The sequence below is a fragment of the Mesorhizobium sp. CO1-1-7 genome (genome assembly GCF_020164885.1).
Classification (GTDB): domain Bacteria; phylum Pseudomonadota; class Alphaproteobacteria; order Rhizobiales; family Rhizobiaceae; genus Mesorhizobium; species Mesorhizobium australicum.
Map to the genome: position 1 here is coordinate 296,754 of NZ_JAIUHA010000010.1, position 15,354 is coordinate 312,107.

Below are 15,354 nucleotides of genomic sequence, written 5' to 3' on the forward strand. Positions count from 1 at the left end.
ATCATGGCGACCATGACCGCCGAGGAGATTCTGTCGATCGAGGCGCGCCACCCGCAGGTGTTCCGGCGCCCGGCATACAAGCGCTTTGGTCCGCTGCTCCTGTTCGTCGGGACTCTCCTGTATCTGATCTATGCCTTGTGGTTCTTCAACCTGCCGCAGGTGCTGCGGGAATCGCACTGGGAGCGCCTGCCGCTCTTCCTGACGCAATGGATCAGCTACGATCTGCAGCCGGAATTTCGTCTCGACCAGCCGGAGATCACGCCCAAATACCCGCGCTTTTCCGCCCTGGGCGATAACCCGAATCCCGACTGGGTGGTCAGGAATCCAGACGGCACCTTCACTGTGCTGATCGACGGTCCAGCAAAATCCGTCACCTTCGACAAAACCCATGCGACGATTGCCGCGCATGGACAGACGGTGCCAGTGGCGCTGACCAGCGGCAAGCCGGTGGTCTCGGGTACGGTACCGGACTGGATCACCGCCCATGACGACGAGGTGGTGGCCAAGATGGGCTTCGCTGGCGAGGTGCGCGTCACTGTCGACCGCGTCAAGGTGCGCAAGCGCTTCCTCGGCTGGGCGAACTTCGTCTTCGACACGCGCTCGCCCTTCTTCGGCAAATCAGCGCGGGAAGTGATCTCGCTGATCGTCTCGGGACCAGAGCTGAAACCAGGTACCACCAACCTTGCTCTTGCCGGCGACAACATCTGGAACAACGCCCAGTGGCAGCATGGCGACGTCTGGACGAAGCTCCTGCAGACCATCGTCATGGCGTTCCTCGGCACGCTGCTCGGCGGCATCGTCGCCTTCCCCCTTGCCTTCTTCGCGGCGCGCAACATCACGCCGAGCGGCGTGCTCAGCCAGGTGCTCAAGCGCTTCTTCGACTTCATGCGCTCGGTCGATATGCTGATCTGGGCGCTGTTCTTCACCCGCGCCTTCGGCCCCGGCCCGCTGGCGGGAAGTGCAGCGATTTTCTTCACCGAGATCGGCACCCTCGGCAAAGTCTATTCGGAAGGCCTGGAGAACATCGACGACAAGCCGCGCGAAGGCGTGCTCTCGACCGGCGCCAACGGCATCCTGGTGCAGCGCTACGGCGTGATGCCCGAAGTGATCCCGGTCTTCATCAGCCAGACACTCTACCAGTGGGAATCCAACACCCGCGGCGCCACCATCATCGGCGCCGTCGGCGCCGGCGGCATCGGCCTGAAACTGTGGGAAGCGATGCGCACCAATTCCAACTGGGCCAACGTGTTCTACATGGTGCTGCTGACATTGGCCGTCGTCTTTATCTTCGACAACATCTCCAACTTCCTGCGCCGCCGGCTGAGCCGGACGATCCACGATTACAACAGGTTGCAGGCCAGGGAGGGTTAGTGTTGTGACGCAGAAGCGCAAGCATCGTCTCGCCCGGCGCCGAGGGGTCGACCCCCACTCCGTCGAGCTTCGCTCGACACCTCTCCCCCGGTCGACGGGGTAGAGGAAAGGCACCAGACTGTCCGATCCGCGCTTGTCCCCGAAGGCCGAGGCTTCTCTTCGTGTCCCGGCGCCACCAAGCCCCTTCCTCTCCCTCCGGAGGGGGGAGAGGTGGCTCGGCGAAGCCGAGACGGAGTGGGGGAACCACCTGGCAAGCGACGCGAACACAAATAGAAAATGGACCAGACGTAGGCGCCTAAGCCGCCTTCCTCCACCCGTCCCTGATATGCCTGTACCCATCGCGATAGACGGCTTCCGGCGTCTCGGAAAAATCCCGCCACACCTTGGTCGCCGCCGCCAGATCCTTCAGCGAGCGACCGAACGCTTCGATCGTCAGCCAGTCGTCATAGCCGCTCTTGCGAATGGCGGAAAAGGTCTCTTTCCACGGAATGTTGCCGCGCCCCGGCACGCCGCGATCGTTCTCCGATATGTGTATATGCACGACGTTCCGGCGGTGTTTCGTATAGGCGCCGATGGGATCGGCCTCCTCGATATTGGCGTGGAAAGTGTCGTACATCGCCTTGATCTGCGGCCGGTCGATGGCGTCGATATGTTCCGACAGGTCGGCCATCGTGTTGAAGAGATAGCACTCGAAGCGGTTGAGCGCCTCCAGCCCGATGGTGACGTTCCTCTTGCCGGCATGGTCGCCTATGGCGCGCTGCGAGGCGACGGAGCGCTTCTTCTCGGCCGCGGTCGGCCCTGACCCGGAAAAGGCGCCGAGCGTCGAATGCAGCGGTCCGCTCAGCGTGCGGGCGCCAAGCGCATCGGCGCAATCGATGGCCCATTTCATGTAGTCGACACCGGCCTTGCGTGTTGCCGCATCGGCCGAAATCAGGTTCATCGCCGGATCGCCCATGGCTGACACAGCGGTCCGCTCCAGCCCGATACGGTCGAGCAATTCGCCCAGTTTCCTGTAGTCGTCCGGCGTGCCGGCGAAGATCGGGATTTCGACACCGTCGAAGCCGGTTGCCTTGATGTCTCGAAGCAGCGGCTCGTGCTTCTTCGATACCGCCGTCGTCCACAAGAACATGCACATGCCGATCTTCATCGACGCCCTCCCTTTGCTGGCGGCCGGCTGATTGCACCGCCGGTTTTCGCCACTCCCCTCATCCGGCCGCTTCGCGGCCACCTTCTCCCCGAGAGGGAGAAGAGATAGGCGCCAACGCCTCCTCTCCCCCTCGGGGAGAGGCCGGATTGCCCCGAATTGCCTTTCGCAATTCGATTGGCTATCCGGGTGAGGGCCCTCGTTACTCGGCGCCTCTTACAGCTTGGTCCAGGCCCCGTTCTTCTTCGACGACTTCACGCAGGCCTCGATGAAGGCCATGCCCTCGACGCCGTCTTGGATGGTCGGGAAGACGACATCCTTTGCTGGCTTGCCACCCTTCTTGCGTGCCGCGCGGATGGCCCGTGCGGCCTCCTGGTAGATGTTGGCGAAGCCTTCGAGGTAACCCTCGGGATGGCCTGACGGAACGCGGCTGACACGGCCCGCCACCGGCAGCGCACCGGCGCCGTTGCGGGTGATCAACTGTTTCGGCTGGCCGAAGGGCGTGTACCAGAGATAGTTGGGATCGGCCTGCACCCATTCCAGCCCGCCCTTCGAACCGTAGATGCGCAGCTTCAAGCCGTTCTCATGCCCGGGCGCCACCTGGCTCGCCCAGATCATGCCCTTGGCCGGATGCGTTTTCCCCGTCGGCTTGAAACGCAGCATGACGTTGACATTGTCGTCGAGCAGCCTGCCCGGCACGAAGGCGTCGAGATCGGCCGACAGGGCGTCGAGTTCGAGCCCGGAGACGAAGCGGGCGAGATTGTAGGCATGGGTGCCGATATCGCCGAGCGCGCCGCCGGCGCCCGCCTGCTTGGGGTCTGAACGCCAAGCCGCCTGCTTCTGGCCGGTGGCGGCGAGGTCCTCGGTCAGCCAGTCCTGCGGATATTCCGACTGCACGATGCGGATGTCGCCGAGCACGCCCTTGGCGACCATTTCGCGCGCCTGCCGCACCATCGGATAAGCGGTGTAGTTGTGGGTGAGCACGAACACCTTGCCGGTCTTTTCAACGATCGCCGCAAGCCTTTTCGCCTCGGCCAGGGTCGTTGCCAGCGGCTTGTCGCAGATCACGTGGATGCCTGCTTCCAGGAAGGCCTTGGCCGCCGGCACATGCACGTTGTTGGGAGTGACGATGGCCACCGCCTCGATGCCATCCGAGCGCTTCGCCTCGGCCTTGGCCATTTCGGCGTAGGACGCATAGCTGCGCGAGGGATCGAGCCCGAGTTCGGCGGCCGAGGCTTTCGCACGCGCCGGATCGGCCGACAGGGCGCCGGCGACCAGCACGAAATCATTGTCCATGCGCGCAGCGATCCGGTGCACCGCGCCGATGAATGCGCCCTGCCCGCCGCCGACCATACCGTAACGGATCGGGCCGCCTCCCGTTTCCGACTTCGATGCACCAACCATGTTTTTCTCCCTCGTGTGAGATACCCCTCCCCCGAGGGAGAGGGAAAGCCGTGTCAAAATCCCATCATGGCGCGCAGCAGCTTCTTGTCCGTGGTGCCGGCGGCGAAATCGTCGAATGCCTTCTCCGTCACCCGGATGATGTGGTGCTGGATGAAGGGCGCCCCCTCGGCCGCACCATCCTCCGGATGCTTCAGGCAGCATTCCCACTCCAGCACCGCCCAGGAATCGTAATTGTACTGCGTCAGCTTGGAGAAGATGCCGCCGAAATCCACTTGCCCGTCGCCGAGCGAACGGAAGCGGCCGGCGCGGTTCGTCCAGCTTTGGTAACCAGAGTACACGCCCTGCCGTCCAGTCGGATTGAACTCGGCGTCCTTGACGTGGAACGCCTTGATCCGCTCGTGATAGATGTCGATGAATTCGAGATAATCGAGTTGCTGCAGCAGGAAATGCGAAGGGTCGTAGTTGATGTTGCAGCGCTTGTGGCCGCCGACCGCGTCGAGGAACATCTCGAAGGTCGCCCCGTCGAACACGTCCTCCGAAGGATGGATTTCGTAGCCGACATCGACACCATTGTCTTCATAGGCGTCGAGGATCGGCTTCCAGCGTTTGCCGAGTTCGCCGAAGGCTTCCTCGATCAGTCCGGCGGGCCGCTGCGGAAAGGGATAGAGGTAAGGGAAAGCCAGCGAGCCGGTGAACGACACCGAGACATTCAGCCCGAGATTGCGTGATGCCTTGGCACCGAACTTCATCTGTTCGACAGCCCATTCCTGTCTCGCCTTTGGGTTGTTGTGCACCGACGGCGGCGCGAACCCATCCATCTGCGCGTCATAGGCCGGATGCACCGCCACCAATTGCCCCTGCAGATGCGTCGACAGTTCGGTGATCTCGACCCCGGCGTCAGTGCAGATGCCCTTCACCTCATCGCAATACGCCTTGGAAGACGCCGCCTTCTTGAGGTCGAACAGGCGCGCGTCCCAGGTCGGGATCTGCACGCCCTTGTAGCCGAGACCGGCGGCCCATTTGGTGATCGACGTCAGCGAATTGAACGGTGCGGCATCGCCCGCGAACTGCGCCAGAAACAGTCCAGGGCCCTTCATTGTCGTCGGCATCGGCATCCTCCTCGTTTGTCACGACCAAGCATAGCGCCTGATGAAAGCAGGGCCAGTCACTTTGGTCTTATCGCGTCGGACGCTCGCCGACACCGCCATTCTGGTATGACCAAATAAGGCAATCTGGTCAAGCCTTGGAATGCGCCGAAAAGGCACTCCGAGAGCCCAAAATAACGGCACATATCGCAATGTAATCAACAAACTAATCCAGCCTGAAAGTTGCGTCGCCACAGTTGTTGCCGTCTCAAGGAATTTGCTGTAGACCTCATTTCAGACCCAATTGGTCTAACCAGTTTGCAGTAAAAGGCTGGGGATGCCTTGGGGAAGAACCCTTGCGTCGTCTTCCGGCGATGCATGTCGCAGGCAAACCATACGGACGAATCTGGGAAGGACAGACCATGCATCTTTCGACGCACAACTGGATGCGCGCGGAACCGCTTGAGACGACGCTGAAGCGCATCAAGAAATTCGGCTATGAGTCGATCGAGATTTCCGGCGAGCCCGCGCAGTACAAGACCAAGGAGACGCGGGCGCTGCTGAAGGAGCATGGCATTCGCTGCTGGGGCGCGGTGACCTTGATGCTGGGTGAACGCAACCTCGCCGCCAGGGACCAGGGCCAGCGCGAGCGCTCCGTGCAATACGTCAAGGACGTGCTGACGATGGTCGGCGAACTCGACGGCGAGATCATCACGCTGGTTCCGGCGACCGTCGGCAAGGTGGTCCCGGACGGTACCGAGGAAGAGGAATGGAAGTGGGTGGTCGACGCGACCCGCGAATGTTTCACCCACGCCAAGAAGGTCGGGGTCAAGATCGCCGTCGAACCGCTCAACCGCTTCGAAACCTATCTGTTCAACCGCGGCGCCCAGGCGCTGGCGCTGGCTGACGCGGTCAGCCCCGAATGCGGCGTCTGCCTCGACGCCTACCACATCCACATGGAGGAATTTAACGTCCATGACGCTATCCGCCAGGTCGGAAAGCGCCTGTTCGACTTCCATGTCGCCGACAACAACCGCTTTGCCGCCGGCCTCGGCCAGATCGACTGGCCAAGGATCGTCGCCACCTTGAAGGAAGTCGGCTACGACGGCGCACTGACCAACGAGTTCGTCGCCCCGGTCGACCGTACGCCGGCAGCACCCTATCCCGACATGGTCGAGCGCCATCCGGTCGATATCTCGCCCGAGCAGCTGAAGTTCATCCAGGACCATGGCTCCAGCGTGCTGACCGAGAAATTCTACACCGACCAGATGCGCATCACCGCCGAAACACTGCTGCCGCTGATCAAATAGTCGACTGCCGCTGGGAAATTTGCCCTTCCGCCCCGACCGGCGGCAGGGCTGGGGAAAAACATGCGCATCAAGACAGTCCAGGCCTGGTGGGTCCGCGTGCCGATCGAAGCCGCGAAGCAGCATCGCAGCGACTTCGGCCAGGTGACGACCTTCGACGCCGCCATCCTGCGCGTCGAAACCGATGACGGGCTGGTCGGCTGGGGCGAAGGCAAGAACGCAGCCGGCAGTGCCGGCAGCTACGGCGCACTCGTTCACATGCTGAATCACGAGGTCGGGCCGCAGTTGATCGGCCGCGATCCGGCCGACATCGGCGTCATCTGGGAGATGCTCTACAACGGCGTGCGCCATGAGAGCGCCGCCCGCGCCGGCCACGCCATGCCACAACTGGCGCGGCGTGGCATGAGCGTCGCCGCCATCAGCGCGGTCGACATCGCGCTCTGGGACATACTGGGCAAGTCGCTGGGCCAGCCGGTCTGGCGGCTTCTCGGCGGCCGCAAGGTCGATCGCATGCAGGCCTATGCCTCGGGCGGCTGGGCCTCCGCCGATGCCATCGGGGAACAGCTGAAATCCTATATCGCCAAAGGCGGCTTCAAGGCGCTGAAGATGCGGGTCGGCGCCATGGACGGCGCGGCGCACGTTTCCGCCGCCCGCGTGCGCGCCGCGCGCCAGGCACTCGGCCCCGACGTCGAGCTGATGGTCGACGCCCATGGCACCTACACGGTGGCGGAAGCCAAACGCTTTATCCATCTCGTCAACGACCTCGATCTCGCCTGGTTCGAGGAGCCTGTCATCGCCGACGACAAGCCAGGCATGGCCGAAGTGCGCGCCTCCGGCGCCGTTCCGATCGCCACCGGCGAAAGCGAGGCGACACGCTATGCTTTCCGCGATCTCGCCGTTCTCAGGGCCGCCGACATCTTCCAGCCGGACCCGGCCTTCTGTGGCGGCATCAGCGAGGCGATGAAGATCGGCACCATCGCCAGCGCCTTCAATTTGCGCTTTGCGCCGCATCTGTGGGCCGGCGCGCCCTGCTTCTTCGCCGGGCTGCATGTCTGCGCCGCGTCGCCTTCGAGTTTCACCGTCGAGTATTCGCTCGGCGCCAACCCGATGATCCACGATCTCGTCGAAGAGACTGTCGAAGCCAAGGACGGTATGATAGCGATCCCGGAAAAGCCCGGATTGGGATTCACCGTTTCGGAGCGATTCCTGGAGGCGCACGCGCAACGCAATTGACGATGAAAGAAAAGAACCTTCTCGCCGAACTCGCCGCCTATCTGTTCTCCCACTCGGACAAGGAGAGCGGCCGCACGCCGTCGGAACGCGAGCTGGCGGAGCATTTCGGCGTCAGCCGCGGCCAGATCCGCGAAGCGCTCGCCATCCTCGAGGCCATGCGCATCGTCGAGCGCCGCGCCAAGTCGGGCATCTACATCGACACCAAGCAGGCCAGCGTCGAGGCGCTGGCGCTGTTCGCACGTGCCGGCCTGCCGCTCGATCCCTTGCAGATCTATGAGACGGTCGAGTTGCGCAAGATCCATGAGATCAAGGCCGCCGAGCTTGCCTGCTCGCGCGCCACCGAGGAGAATTTCGAGCGCCTGCGCGAAATCCTCAAAGCCTCGGAAGACCGCATCGCCGCTGGCGAAGGTTTGGCCAAGGAGGACCGCGAGTTTCACCTCGAGATCGTGCGCGCCACCAAGAACAGCGTCTTCCACAACATCTGCAGCGTCTACTATCTGATGGGCGAGCAGCGCCTGCCGATCTATTTCAACGATCCTGAACGCAGCGTGCGCTCGCATGCCGAGCACGTGCAGATCTACGAGGCGCTGCTGCGCCGCGACGGCAATCTCGCCCAGGCGCTCATGAGCGCCCATCTGCAAGGCGCGGAAAGCTACTGGAAGGGCCTGATCGAGGGCGGCATGGCGGCTTCGCCCGCGGGCGCGGCACTCGAAAAGGCCTGACCGTGACCCAGACCGTGCCAAAGATCCTGTCGACGCATCCGCTGCACCCGCGCGCCACGGCCAAGCTGGCCGGCGCCGGCCAGCTGGTCATCGCTTCGGCGCTCGACCCCGGCACATTGGCGGGGGAGGCCAAGGATGCCGACATCGTCATCGTGCGGGCGCCGCTGCCGCCGGCGCTGTTCGAGGGTGCATGGAAGCTGAGGGCCGCGATCCGCCATGGCGCCGGTCTCGACATGATCCCGATGAAAGCGGCCGCGGCAGCCGGCGTGCTCGTGGCCAACGTGCCGGCGGTCAATGCCCGCTCGGTGGCCGAGCATGTCATGTTCACCGCGCTTGCACTGCTGCGGCAGTTCCGCCGGGTCGACCACGACCTGCGCGCCAAGGGCTGGCTGGCCGGACGCGAGCACGCCAATGCCAACATCGAACTCGCCGGCAAGACCATCGGCATTGTTGGTCTCGGCGCCGTCGGGCAGGCGGTCGGCCACATCGCCGCACACGGCTTCGATCTCAAAGTGGTGGCAACGACACGCAGCATGCAGCCGGCGCCGGAAAAGGTCGGCTTCCTGTCGATCGACGCGCTGGTCGAGCAGAGCGACATCATCGTGCTCTGCTGTCCGCTGACGCCGGAAACGCGCGGCCTGATCAGCCGCGAACGCATCGCCCGCATGAAACCCAACGCACTGCTGATCAACGTGTCGCGCGGGCCGGTCGTCGATGACGACGCGCTGATCGAGGCCTTACGGGGGCGTCGCATCGGCGGCGCCGCGCTCGACGTTTTCTCGACGCAGCCGCTGCCGCCAAACCATCCCTATTTCGGCTTCGACAACGTCATCGTCACCCCGCATATGGCGGGGATTACCGAGGAATCGATGATGCGCATGGGCGTCGGCGCGGCCGGCGAAGCCTTGCTGGTGCTGGCGGGCAAACTGCCGGTCAATCTGCGCAATCCAGAAGTGGTCGATCACTACCGGCGTCGCTTTCCGGCGCAGATATAGCATCGCGGTTTCGCCCCAATTCTCCGCGACGTTGCGAGCCATGTCCGGTCTTCGCCTTGCAGTTCTGATTGTCGCAACTTCGTCCATCTGCACCTTGCCGGCATTCGCAGCGGCCGAGAGCAGCTATGTCTATTGCGACAACGGACTACGCTGCTTCAAGGCGCCCTGCCCGTCGAACAGCGCGCTCGACCTTGCCACCGGCGCCATCATCAAGGGCGTGTCTATCGACACCAGCGGATTGCCGCAGGCCGACAAGGCGATAACGGCCCAGTCCGACGTGCTTTATAGCGGAAAGATCGTGGTCAGGGGCTCGATCGAGCACCGCATCCAGACCTTCACCGGGAAGAAATACAGCCTGCCTTGGCTGGTCGCGACCCGCATCGTGCGCACCGCCAAGGACGGCGAACGCAAGCACTGTTCATCGCACTGATCCGTCATCCGCGACTCACTGCCGATCAACCCCCAGCAGCCTCTCTACCGACACGGCGATCCGCAGCAGATGCCGGTCATGGCCATTGCGCGCCACGAGCATCAGCCCCATTGGCAGCGATGGCCCCGTTATCGGCAACGAGATCGCGCAAAGGTCGAACTGGTTGGCAACCTGGGTGTTGCGCAGCAGCAGGCCTTCGGTGCGGTCACGCAACTCGGCATCCTCGGCCATGGAAGCGATGGCCGGCGCCGTCACCGGTGTGGCTGGCAGCGCCAGCACGTCAACCGATGCCAGCCGCTCATCCATGGCGGCGGCCAGCGTGGTACGGCGGCGGAGCGCCCTGATATAGACCGGCGTCGGCAGCAGCGCCGCCCGCGACAATGGCCCGCTGACATGCGGGTCGACCGGCACGGATGCGCCTGTCGCCAGCCAGTCGGCATGCACTTCCGCGCCCTCCATCGCCGCGATCGATCCGCGCCTGGTGGCCGCGCGTAGATCCGCGATCATGTCGTCGATCGACAGATCCGTAATGTGTGCGCCAGCCTGTTCGATCTTGCCAAGACAATACTCGAAGGCGGATCCAACCTCGCCTTCCGTGTCGCCGAAAAGAACGCCGCGCGGAATGCCGATGCGAAGCCCGGCGAGTGGAATGGCCACCAACTCCTTCGGCGCTTCGCCGGCCATCACCGCGTCGGCGGCGGCGCATATCGAGACGGTTCGGGCAAGCGGTCCGACCGAGTCCAAAGTGCCCGAAAGCGGAAAGGTGCCAGAGAGCGGGACGCGCCGTGCAGTCGGCTTGAAACCGACGACGCCGTTGAGCGCCGCCGGAATGCGGATCGAGCCGCCGGTGTCGGAGCCGATCGAGATGTCGCTCGTCCCCTCGCCCACGGACACGCCGGCGCCCGAGGACGACCCGCCTGGAATGCGGCTGGCATCAACGGCGTTGCCTGGCGTGCCGTAATGCATGTTGTCGCCGATCGCGGTGAAGGCGAACTCGGTCATGTTGGTCTTGCCGATGACGACCGCACCGGCTTGCCGAAGCCGGCTGACGATGGCGGCGTCGCGCTGTGCCGGCGCGGCGGTCTTGCGCATCAGCGACCCGGCCGTGGTCGGCTCGCCGGCGACATCGAACAGGTCCTTTATCGAGACAATGGTGCCGTCGAGCGGGCCGAGTGTCACGCCCACTCTTTTGCGGGCATCGCTGGCGTCAGCCGCGACCCGCGCCGCTTCGGCATAGAGCTTCGTAAAGACCTTCTCGTCCGCCGCACGGTTGGCAAGACGTGACAGGATGATTTCGAGGCGGTCGCGGATTGGTTGCATGTTGGTGTCGGACTCCGCCAGGATGGAACGTCTTTAAGGCAAGCAGCCGTTGGGACTGCCGAAGGGATAACCCGGCCAGCGTGCCTTTGCACCTGCCAGCGACAGGAAGATACTGATGCTGTACAAAGGCAGCTGCCATTGCGGCAAGGTTGCGTTCGAGGTGGAGGGTGAACTTGAGGGCGTCGTGCGCTGCAATTGCTCGATCTGCGCCCGCAAGGGTGCGCTGCTATGGGCCGTGCCGCACGACAAGCTTACGCTCGTCGCCTGGGGCGATGACCTCGGCCGCTACACATTCGGCGAAACGAAGATAGCGCACCGCTTCTGTCGAACCTGCGGCATCCATCCTTTTGCCGAGGACACCAGCGAAGGCGGTGAACGCAGCGCCTACATCAACATCAATTGCGTCACCGGTCTCGACCCGTCCACCTTGTCGGTCTTCGCGTTCGACGGGCGGGCCGTCTAAGCTTCCCATCATCCCCTATAGGTGGCTGTTGCGAGAGACTATTCGGCCTTTGGGCCGCGCAGGAACACCGCGATGGCCGCCAGCAGCGTCGCGGCGCCGCAATAGGCAAACGCGCTGCCGACACCGGCATGGTCGACCAGCAGCCCGCCGGAGACGGCGCCCATCGCAATCGCTCCCTGGAAGGTCGCCACCATCAGGCCACCGGCGCTTTCAGCCTGGTCGGGCGCTGCCCGCACCAGCCAGCTCTGCAGCTCTACCGGCACGCTTGGGATCACTGTCGGGCGAAAGGGCCAAAGGCGCTGCCGGAACCTTGCTGAAAGTCCCCGGCAACTGGCGGTGAAGCGACCAAGGTCGAACTGCCGTCTGGATCCTATTGGACGCAGAAAGCCAATGAGATGCATGACGACGCCTGCCTCTCGGAGACGGAATGCGTGATCCTGCTGATCAACGACACGCCTTACGAGACCTACCTGCCGAAATAGCCGCGCCCTATGATGCGTGCCGCAGGCTGACACCACTGCCCTTGTCGAACAGCACCACCTTGTCGGGATTCCAGGCAAAGCGCACCGGTTGCTCGATCGCGACATCGGTCCTGGCCGGCACCGTGGCGCGAAGCGTTGTATCGCCGACCCGCAGCGTCAGGATCTTTTCCACGCCATGGTTCTCGACGTCGTGGACACGCGCCTCGACCGGTGCGCCGCTTTCCAGATAGACATCCTCCGGACGAATGCCGAAGACGAGCGGGCGACCGTCGGTCGCCGCACTCGCCCCAGCCCCCGTAAAAATCTTGGCCGCCCCCGCGAAGGGCAGTTCGAAATTCAATGGCGCCATCACCGCGCGGCCGTTAACCAGCCTGCCGTCGATGAGGTTCATCGGCGGCGAGCCGACGAAGCTCGCCACATAGGTGTCGCGCGGATTGTTGTAGATCTCGTGCGGCGTGCCGGTCTGGATGATGCGGCCATGGTTGAGCACGCCGACCTTGTCGCCCATCGACATCGCCTCGATCTGGTCGTGGGTCACGAACAGGAAGGTGGCGCCAAGCTGTATCTGCAGGTTCTTCAATTCGGTGCGGAGCGCCTCGCGCAATTTGGCGTCGAGCGCCGACAGCGGCTCGTCCATCAAGAACACGCCCGGCTTGCGCACGATGGCACGGCCGATGGAGACGCGCTGCATCTCGCCGCCGGACAGGCGGTCGGTCTTGCGGTCGAGCAGGTGCTCGATCCGCAGCGTGCGGGCGGCGCGGTCGACGCGGTCCTTGATCTCGGCATCCGGCAGCCGGCGGATCTTCGGCTTCAGCGGAAATTCGAGGTTTTCGCGAACCGTGTAGCGCGGGTAGAGCGAATATTGCTGCAGCACCAGCGCCACGTCGCGCTCGGCCGCGCCCCAGTCGGCGACGTCGACGCCGTCGATGAAGACCTGCCCCTCGCTCGGCTTCTCCAGACCGGCAATCAGCCGCAGCGTCGTCGTCTTGCCGGCGCCCGTCTCGCCGAGCAGGACAAAGAATTCGCCATCGGCGATGTCGAGGTCGAGCCCGGTCAAGGCCGTGTGATTGCCGAAAGTCTTGGAGATGTTCTTGAGCTGGATATGGGCCATCAGAGCCTCACCTCAAGCGACTTGCCGCTTGCCTTGTCGAAGAAATGCGCCTGGGTCGGATCGATTCGGGCAAACACCTTCTCGCCCGGTCCGGCAACGAAGCCGCTCTTGGTGCGGGCCCGCAGCATTTTCGAGCCAACCTTGAGGTCGACGATGTCGAAGGAGCCGAGCGGTTCGACGATCTGCGTCTCGACGGCCATGAAGCCATCGGCCGCGTCACGACGAATGAGGACGCCTTCCGGCCGGATGCCAAGTGCGAGTTGGCCGCTGGCGTGGCCGTTGAGTTTCGACAGCAGCGCCCGCGGAAACTCGAAGCCGGAAGCCGCGCCACCAACGGTGACCGAGGCCGATGACGTTGTTTCGGCAACCGCCGCGTCGGCGACATTCATCACCGGACTGCCGACGAATTGGGCCACGAACAGATTGGCCGGCCGCGAATAGACCTCGTCGGGCGTTCCCACCTGCTGCAGCACGCCCTCATGCATGATGACGATGCGATCCGCGAGGCTCATCGCCTCGATCTGGTCGTGCGTGACATAGATGGTGGTCGAGCCCTGCTTGATATGCAGCCGCTTGATCTCGGCTCGCATCTCCTCGCGCAATTTGGCGTCGAGCGCGCCGATCGGCTCATCCATCAGCATCGCCTTCGGCCGCCGCACCAGCGCACGGCCGATGGCAACGCGCTGCATGTCGCCGCCCGAAAGCGCCGACGGCTTCTTGGCCAGCAGATCCGTTATCTGCAGCGTCTTGGCGACCGAGCGCACTTCCTGGTCGATCTCGCTTTTGCTCTTGCGCGTGGCGCGCAACGGAAAGGCGATGTTCTCGTAGACGCTCATATGCGGGTAGAGCGAGAATGACTGGAACACCATGGCGATGTCGCGGTCGGCTGCCTTCAGATGCTGGACCGGCTTGCCGTCGATGAGGATGTCGCCCTCGTCGATGGTTTCCAGTCCGGCGATGGCGCGCAACGTCGTTGTCTTGCCGCAACCGGACTGGCCGAGCAGCACGATGAACTCATTGTCCGCGATCTTGAGGTTGAGGTCCTTGATGACCTGGACGGCACCGAAGAATTTCTGGACGCCGCGAAGCTCGATCTGGGTCAATGCTGTGCTCCCGGATTTCGCGCGTCCCCGGCATGACCGGTGACGGCCTGTTCCTCGGGTGCGATCTTCGAGGTAATGTTGAAGCCGATCAGCCCGATCAGGATGATGGTCAGGCCGTAGGTGTGCAGGGTCATGTTCCAGGGCTGGCAGAGGGCCACGATGCCGAGCACCATGAGTATCTGCGAACCCGGTTCCAGATATTTCTGATTGATGGCGCGAAAGCTCATTTGCGGATCGCTCCGAAGGACATGCCGCGCAGCAGATGGTTGCGGAGCAGGAAGGTGAAGATGGCGACCGGCAGCAGGAACAGGAAGGTGCCGGCGGCTATCACCGTCCAGTCCGGCAGGCCCGAGCCGACCTGGCTCGGGATGAACGGCGGCGCCGTCTGGGCGCGGCGGTTGGTCATGATCAGCGCGAAGGCGTATTCGTTCCACGCCGTGATGAAGCAGAAGACGGCGGTGGCGGCGATACCGGTGGCGGCCTCCGGCAGCACGATCTTGAAGAAGGCTTCCATGCGTGTATAGCCGTCCACCAGTGCCGCCTCCTCATATTCCTTCGGGATTTCATCCATGAAACCCTTCATCAGCCACACCGAGAAGGACAGGTTGAAGGCGGTGTAGAGAATGATCAGCCCGACGTGGGTATCGTTGAGGCCGACCGCGCGGTACATCAGGAACATCGGGATCGCGACCACCACCGGTGGCAGCATACGTGTCGACAGGATGAAGAAGAGCAGGTCCGCCTCCCCCTTTACCCTGAAGCGCGAGAAGCCATACGCGGTGAACGTGCCCATGCCGACGGCCAGCACCGTCGAGGTGATGGCGATGATCAGCGAGTTCAGGAAGCGGCTCGGATAGCCCGACCACTGCACCTGGCCCTTGCCGTCGCGCACGATCTTTTCGCCACCGTCGAAGACGACGCGCTCCCACCATGGGGCCGCCGCGTACTCTTCCGGCGACGGCGGACTGCGCAATTGAGAGCGCTTGGTGAACAGCTTCACGAACGGCGATATCTCCGGCTGGAAGACAACGGTCGGCGGAATCGTAGTGGCAAGATTGCGCGGCTTGAACGCCGTCGAGGCGATCCAGTAGATCGGCGCCAGAAAGATGATCGTCACCAGCAGCACGGCGACTATGGCGACGCGGTTGAAGGTGATTTCGGAAGAAGTGCGGACGGCGGCCATC

General features: G+C 63.6%; 15 protein-coding genes and 1 pseudogene. 7 read left to right on the forward strand and 9 right to left on the reverse strand.

Going from position 1 to position 15,354, the window contains the following annotated elements; translation table 11 throughout:
- The first annotated feature begins 3 nt into the window (after positions 1-3).
- On the forward strand, positions 4-1,371 hold the full coding sequence (gene phnE, locus LB516_RS23060; protein ID WP_224642523.1) for a phosphonate ABC transporter, permease protein PhnE: 1,368 nt from the start codon (positions 4-6) through the stop codon (positions 1,369-1,371).
- A 295-nt stretch (positions 1,372-1,666) separates the two neighbouring features.
- Here the strand turns inward: phnE and LB516_RS23065 are convergent, their stop codons facing one another.
- From LB516_RS23065 to LB516_RS23075, 3 genes are all read right to left on the reverse strand, one after another.
- The gene (locus tag LB516_RS23065) at positions 1,667-2,518 is read right to left on the reverse strand and encodes a sugar phosphate isomerase/epimerase family protein (RefSeq protein WP_224720428.1); all 852 of its coding nucleotides are present in this window, start codon (positions 2,516-2,518) and stop codon (positions 1,667-1,669) included.
- A gap of 213 nt (positions 2,519-2,731) precedes the next feature.
- Positions 2,732-3,919: a Gfo/Idh/MocA family protein gene (locus tag LB516_RS23070; protein ID WP_224720429.1), complete on the reverse strand. Its 1,188-nt coding sequence runs from the start codon at positions 3,917-3,919 to the stop codon at positions 2,732-2,734.
- 53 nt (positions 3,920-3,972) lie between these two features.
- Positions 3,973-5,028: a sugar phosphate isomerase/epimerase family protein gene (locus LB516_RS23075; protein WP_140721060.1), complete on the reverse strand. Its 1,056-nt coding sequence runs from the start codon at positions 5,026-5,028 to the stop codon at positions 3,973-3,975.
- Between the two features lie 398 nt (positions 5,029-5,426).
- Between LB516_RS23075 and LB516_RS23080 the strand changes: the two genes are divergently transcribed.
- The 5 genes from LB516_RS23080 to LB516_RS23100 are packed head-to-tail and all read left to right on the forward strand — an operon-like array spanning position 5,427 to position 9,691.
- On the forward strand, positions 5,427-6,314 hold the full coding sequence (locus LB516_RS23080) for a sugar phosphate isomerase/epimerase family protein (RefSeq protein ID WP_015315643.1): 888 nt from the start codon (positions 5,427-5,429) through the stop codon (positions 6,312-6,314).
- 60 nt (positions 6,315-6,374) lie between these two features.
- Entirely contained in the window at positions 6,375-7,544 is a 1,170-nt protein-coding gene (locus LB516_RS23085) for a mandelate racemase/muconate lactonizing enzyme family protein (protein WP_224720430.1), read from the forward strand.
- Between the two features lie 2 nt (positions 7,545-7,546).
- On the forward strand, positions 7,547-8,266 hold the full coding sequence (locus tag LB516_RS23090; protein ID WP_015315641.1) for a FadR/GntR family transcriptional regulator: 720 nt from the start codon (positions 7,547-7,549) through the stop codon (positions 8,264-8,266).
- Positions 8,267-8,268: 2 nt separating this feature from the next.
- Positions 8,269-9,261 carry a hydroxyacid dehydrogenase gene (locus LB516_RS23095; RefSeq protein WP_224720431.1) on the forward strand — a complete coding sequence of 331 codons (993 nt, stop codon included), beginning with the start codon at positions 8,269-8,271 and terminating at the stop codon, positions 9,259-9,261.
- A gap of 40 nt (positions 9,262-9,301) precedes the next feature.
- A complete protein-coding gene (locus LB516_RS23100; protein ID WP_224720432.1) occupies positions 9,302-9,691 on the forward strand; it encodes a hypothetical protein in 390 nt (129 codons plus the stop codon).
- Positions 9,692-9,706: 15 nt separating this feature from the next.
- On the opposite strand, the gene LB516_RS23105 is transcribed toward LB516_RS23100, so the two are convergent.
- On the reverse strand, positions 9,707-11,011 hold the full coding sequence (locus LB516_RS23105; RefSeq protein ID WP_224720433.1) for an amidase: 1,305 nt from the start codon (positions 11,009-11,011) through the stop codon (positions 9,707-9,709).
- Positions 11,012-11,126: 115 nt separating this feature from the next.
- Between LB516_RS23105 and LB516_RS23110 the strand changes: the two genes are divergently transcribed.
- Positions 11,127-11,474 (forward strand): GFA family protein, encoded by a 348-nt coding sequence (locus LB516_RS23110; RefSeq protein WP_224595995.1) that lies wholly within the window; start codon positions 11,127-11,129, stop codon positions 11,472-11,474.
- Between the two features lie 38 nt (positions 11,475-11,512).
- Here the strand turns inward: LB516_RS23110 and LB516_RS23115 are convergent.
- The 5 genes and pseudogenes from LB516_RS23115 to LB516_RS23140 form a co-directional block, all read right to left on the reverse strand.
- Positions 11,513-11,740: pseudogene (locus LB516_RS23115) on the reverse strand (MFS transporter); the annotation flags it as partial.
- A 223-nt stretch (positions 11,741-11,963) separates the two neighbouring features.
- Entirely contained in the window at positions 11,964-13,067 is a 1,104-nt protein-coding gene (locus LB516_RS23125; protein ID WP_224720434.1) for an ABC transporter ATP-binding protein, read from the reverse strand.
- Positions 13,067-14,170, reverse strand: a complete 1,104-nt coding sequence (locus LB516_RS23130; protein WP_140618969.1) for an ABC transporter ATP-binding protein — start codon at positions 14,168-14,170, stop codon at positions 13,067-13,069. The genes LB516_RS23125 and LB516_RS23130 overlap by 1 nt, the downstream gene beginning before the upstream one ends.
- Entirely contained in the window at positions 14,167-14,397 is a 231-nt protein-coding gene (locus tag LB516_RS23135) for a hypothetical protein (protein WP_224720435.1), read from the reverse strand. Before LB516_RS23135 ends, LB516_RS23130 begins: the two co-directional genes overlap by 4 nt.
- Complete coding sequence (locus LB516_RS23140; RefSeq protein ID WP_140618971.1) at positions 14,394-15,353, reverse strand: carbohydrate ABC transporter permease; 960 nt, start codon at positions 15,351-15,353, stop codon at positions 14,394-14,396. The genes LB516_RS23135 and LB516_RS23140 overlap by 4 nt, the downstream gene beginning before the upstream one ends.
- Position 15,354 lies beyond the last annotated feature (1 nt).

Bases quoted from the DNA above. Each gene is read 5' to 3' on its own strand.
- LB516_RS23085 (WP_224720430.1), top strand. From the start codon at position 6,375: ATGCGCATCAAGACAGTCCAGGCCTGGTGGGTCCGCGTGCCGATCGAA.
- LB516_RS23125 (WP_224720434.1), bottom strand. From the start codon at position 13,067: ATGGCCCATATCCAGCTCAAGAACATCTCCAAGACTTTCGGCAATCAC.
- LB516_RS23105 (WP_224720433.1), bottom strand. From the start codon at position 11,011: ATGCAACCAATCCGCGACCGCCTCGAAATCATCCTGTCACGTCTTGCC.
- LB516_RS23065 (WP_224720428.1), bottom strand. From the start codon at position 2,518: ATGAAGATCGGCATGTGCATGTTCTTGTGGACGACGGCGGTATCGAAG.
- phnE (WP_224642523.1), top strand. From the start codon at position 4: ATGGCGACCATGACCGCCGAGGAGATTCTGTCGATCGAGGCGCGCCAC.
- LB516_RS23070 (WP_224720429.1), bottom strand. From the start codon at position 3,919: ATGGTTGGTGCATCGAAGTCGGAAACGGGAGGCGGCCCGATCCGTTAC.
- LB516_RS23090 (WP_015315641.1), top strand. From the start codon at position 7,547: ATGAAAGAAAAGAACCTTCTCGCCGAACTCGCCGCCTATCTGTTCTCC.
- LB516_RS23075 (WP_140721060.1), bottom strand. From the start codon at position 5,028: ATGCCGACGACAATGAAGGGCCCTGGACTGTTTCTGGCGCAGTTCGCG.
- LB516_RS23110 (WP_224595995.1), top strand. From the start codon at position 11,127: ATGCTGTACAAAGGCAGCTGCCATTGCGGCAAGGTTGCGTTCGAGGTG.
- LB516_RS23100 (WP_224720432.1), top strand. From the start codon at position 9,302: ATGTCCGGTCTTCGCCTTGCAGTTCTGATTGTCGCAACTTCGTCCATC.
- LB516_RS23140 (WP_140618971.1), bottom strand. From the start codon at position 15,353: ATGGCCGCCGTCCGCACTTCTTCCGAAATCACCTTCAACCGCGTCGCC.
- LB516_RS23080 (WP_015315643.1), top strand. From the start codon at position 5,427: ATGCATCTTTCGACGCACAACTGGATGCGCGCGGAACCGCTTGAGACG.
- LB516_RS23135 (WP_224720435.1), bottom strand. From the start codon at position 14,397: ATGAGCTTTCGCGCCATCAATCAGAAATATCTGGAACCGGGTTCGCAG.